A 392-nucleotide genomic window follows, 5' to 3' on the forward strand; every position below is an offset into this window, starting at 1 on the left:
GGGCAATATTTCGCGATTCTGATTGCCGCTTTCGGCTTATTTTTGGTGTTGCAGCCGTGGCAACTCGATTTCTCTTCGATGAAAAGTGCCATGCTGGCAATCCTCTCCGGCGTCAGTTGGGGGGCGAGCGCGATTGTTGCTAAACGTCTGTATGCCCGTCATCCGCGCGTGGATTTATTGTCGTTAACATCCTGGCAGATGCTGTATGCGGCGCTGGTGATGAGTGTGGTCGCTTTACTGGTGCCGCAACGTGAAATTGACTGGCAGCCCACCGTGTTCTGGGCGCTGGCCTACAGTGCGATTCTGGCGACGGCACTGGCGTGGAGCTTATGGTTGTTTGTATTGAAAAACTTGCCTGCCAGTATTGCCAGCTTAAGCACACTGGCCGTTCC

General features: G+C 54.1%; 1 pseudogene. It reads left to right on the forward strand.

The window, feature by feature from the left end:
- Positions 1 to 392, forward strand: a pseudogene (gene yijE, locus V5P19_RS23040) (cystine transporter YijE); the annotation flags it as partial.

It is taken from the genome of Enterobacter sp. UNJFSC 003 (assembly GCF_036903355.1).
Lineage (GTDB): Bacteria > Pseudomonadota > Gammaproteobacteria > Enterobacterales > Enterobacteriaceae > Enterobacter.